Source organism: Dietzia sp. DQ12-76, from assembly GCF_014145045.1.
In the GTDB taxonomy this organism is placed as follows: Bacteria; Actinomycetota; Actinomycetes; order Mycobacteriales; family Mycobacteriaceae; genus Dietzia.
Window position 1 is genome coordinate 1 of record NZ_JAALDV010000021.1, and the last position, 3140, is coordinate 3140.

At 69.3% G+C, this 3140-nt stretch carries 2 protein-coding genes and 1 pseudogene; all 3 read left to right on the top strand.

Going from position 1 to position 3140, the window contains the following annotated elements:
- Positions 1 to 558, top strand: a pseudogene (locus tag G6019_RS00980) (hypothetical protein); the annotation flags it as partial.
- Positions 555 to 968, top strand: a complete 414-nt coding sequence (locus tag G6019_RS00985; RefSeq protein ID WP_107757519.1) for a DUF6802 family protein — start codon at positions 555 to 557, stop codon at positions 966 to 968. The pseudogene G6019_RS00980 and the gene G6019_RS00985, both read left to right, overlap by 4 nt.
- Positions 969 to 1081: 113 nt before the next feature.
- Positions 1082 to 2908, top strand: coding sequence for a phosphoenolpyruvate carboxykinase (GTP) (locus G6019_RS00990; RefSeq protein WP_182612241.1), 1827 nt, complete (start codon positions 1082 to 1084; stop codon positions 2906 to 2908).
- Positions 2909 to 3140 lie beyond the last annotated feature (232 nt).

Here is a 3140-nt window from a genome sequence, read left to right on the forward strand (position 1 = left end):
CTCGTGGCCCGACACCTCGGCGCCTCCGCGCCGACGACGCCGCGGATACCCGCACCGACGGGCGGCATCACGCCGGGGCGTCCGCCCCGGAATGCCGCGGAGGAGTCGCTCGTGATGCTCATGGGTGCCGCCGGCGGGACCGGCGTGGGTCGCATGCTCCTGTCACCACTCGCCGAGGTCCCCGGACTGTCGGTCATGGTGATCCCGTTGGCACTGATCTGCGGCGTGGCGCTCGGCTGGACGACGGTCACGGTCCGCCGGACCCAGTCGCTCCGGACACACACGGCCGCCGTCGTGACCGAACGACTCGCCGCCCTGCGCGCGGAGGTGGAGCAGTCCCTCGGCGCCAGGATCCTGGCCGCGGAGGCCACCATCACCGACGGCTTCGCTCACGACCCGGGCCCGCGGGTCGCCGACCTCGAACGCCGTATCCGCCGGTCACGACTCGCCGGGAAGGCCCCCGGAACCACGCCGAGCACCGTCTCCCCGGTTACTGTTGCGGAGCCCGCCGGCACTCCCCCGCCCGCCCTCGCCACCCCAGGGAGCCCCTCGCCATGACCGACTCCTTCCACGGACCCGACCCGTCCGATTTCAGCGCCCGTCCCGACGTCTGTGGCCTCGACGGGGCCCCGCTCGCCGAGGCCTCGTCCCTCGGCCTCCACGTCCCTGTGGGTGACGGCGTCCTCGATCTCGGCTCACCCGAGGCGGATCTGGACGGTGACGGCTTCATGGAGGCCGTCACCCGGGGCGACGGCCGGGGGCTCACCGTCTACACGGACGTCGACGGCGACGGCACGGTCGACCACGTCTCGACGGTCCGGTTCGACGGAAGCTACGACTCCTGGCGACTGGCCAATCCCGCCGAAGGGGTGCCGTTCGGCGGATTCACCAACGAGGCCCCGGCGGGGTCCCCCGAGTCAGCCCCTGTCCCGGCCAGATGGGAACGGATAGACCACGGTCACATCTGAAAAGTTGAGGCTTTGCTCACGTCGGGGCCGCGAACGAGGCCCGGACGGCGGCGGTGTGATCGGGTTGACGATAGTCTGTGACCGATACCATGCACCGTGCACGAGGAGCTGTGATGACCACCACCACCATTCCCGGCCTCGAGGGTCAGGCGCCAACCGATCACGCGGAGATGCTCGCGTGGATCGCCGAGGTCGCCGAACTGACCCAGCCGGACCGGGTCGTCTTCGCGGACGGCTCGGACGAGGAGTGGCACCGCCTCACGACCGAACTGGTGGAGCACGGCACGTTCGTCCGACTCGACGAGTCGAAGAAGCCGAACTCGTTCCTCGCCCAGTCCGACCCCAAGGACGTCGCGCGCGTCGAGTCGCGGACGTTCATCTGTTCGGAGACCGAGGAGGGCGCCGGTCCCACCAACAACTGGCGGGACCCGGCCGAGATGCGCGGCCACATGACCGAGTTGTTCAGCGGCAGCATGCGTGGCCGCACGATGTATGTGGTGCCCTACTGCATGGGCCCCCTCGACGCCGAGGATCCCAAGCTCGGCATCGAACTCACCGATTCGGCCTACGTCGTGGTGTCCATGAAGATCATGACCCGCATGGGCACCGCCGCCCTGGAGAAGATCGGGTCCGACGGCGAGTACGTCAAGGGCCTGCACACCGTCGGTGCGCCCCTCGAGCCCGGCCAGGACGACGTCCCGTGGCCGTGTAACGAGGAGAAGTACATCACCCACTTCCCGGAGACCCGTGAGATCTGGTCGTTCGGATCCGGGTACGGCGGAAACGCACTGCTGGGCAAGAAGTGTTTCGCGCTGCGGATCGCCTCCGCCATGGCCCGCGACGAGGGCTGGATGGCCGAGCACATGCTCATCCTCAAGCTCATCTCCCCCGAGGACAAGGTCTACTTCATCGCCGCGGCGTTCCCGTCCGCGTGCGGCAAGACCAACCTCGCCATGCTCCAGCCGACCATCGAGGGGTGGCGCGCCGAGGTCGTGGGCGACGACATCGCCTGGATGCGGTTCGGGGCCGACGGCCGGCTCTACGCGGTGAACCCCGAGTACGGCTTCTTCGGAGTCGCCCCCGGTACCAACTACTCGTCGAACCCCAACGCGATGAAGACGCTGGAGGCGGGGAACTCGATCTACACCAACGTCGCCCTCACGGACGACGGTGACGTGTGGTGGGAGGACCTGGAGGGGACCCCGGACCACCTGATCGACTGGCTCGGCAACGACTGGACCCCGGTGGGTGACGGCGGGGCGGGCAACGCCGCCCACCCCAACTCCCGCTACTGCGTACCGATCAACCAGTGCCCGGTCACCGCCGAGGAGTTCAACTCCCCGCAGGGCGTGCCGATCTCGGCCATCCTGTTCGGCGGGCGCCGGGCGGACACCGTGCCGCTGGTGAGCGAGGCCCACTCGTGGAACCACGGCGTCTACATCGGGGCCACCCTCTCCTCCGGCCAGACCGCGGCCGCGGAGGGCAAGGTCGGTGCGGTCCGCCGGGACCCGATGGCGATGCTGCCCTTCATCGGATACAACGTCGGTGACTACTTCCAGCACTGGGTGGACATGGGCGAGCGCGGTGGCGACAAGATGCCCAAGGTCTTCCTGGTCAACTGGTTCCGCAAGGGCGCGGACGGCCGCTTCCTCTGGCCCGGTTTCGGCGAGAACAGCCGCGTCCTGAAGTGGGTCGTGGACCGCATCGAGGGCCGCGTCGACGCGGATGAGACCGTGGCGGGGTTCACCGCCCGCGCCGAGGACATCGACCTCACCGGCCTCGACACCCCCCTCAGGGACGTGGAGGAGGCGCTGGCGATCGACCCCGAGGAGTGGCGCCGCGAACTCCCGCTCATCACCGAGTGGTTGGACTTCTGCGGGCCCAAGGTCCCGTCCGAGGTTCACGAGCAGTTCGCCGCTCTCAAGGAGCGCCTGGGCTGAGACCTCCGGGGCCTACCGAGGTCCCGCGGTCAGATCGGCGGACGGGCCGCACCCTGCGAGGGTGCGGCCCGTCCGCCGATCCGTGTGGCCGACCCTCTTTCCAAGATCCACAATCGGTGGGACAGTGGTCGCGTCATCATTACACTGGGCGCATGAGTGGAGGAGTGGCATGAGGTTCGCCGCTGCCGGTCTCATCGCCGTTCTCGCCGGAGGAGTGGGCGTCGCGGCGGCA

Coding starts and splice junctions, on each gene's coding strand:
- G6019_RS00985 (WP_107757519.1), top strand. CDS start 555: ATGACCGACTCCTTCCACGGACCCGACCCGTCCGATTTCAGCGCCCGT.
- G6019_RS00990 (WP_182612241.1), top strand. CDS start 1,082: ATGACCACCACCACCATTCCCGGCCTCGAGGGTCAGGCGCCAACCGAT.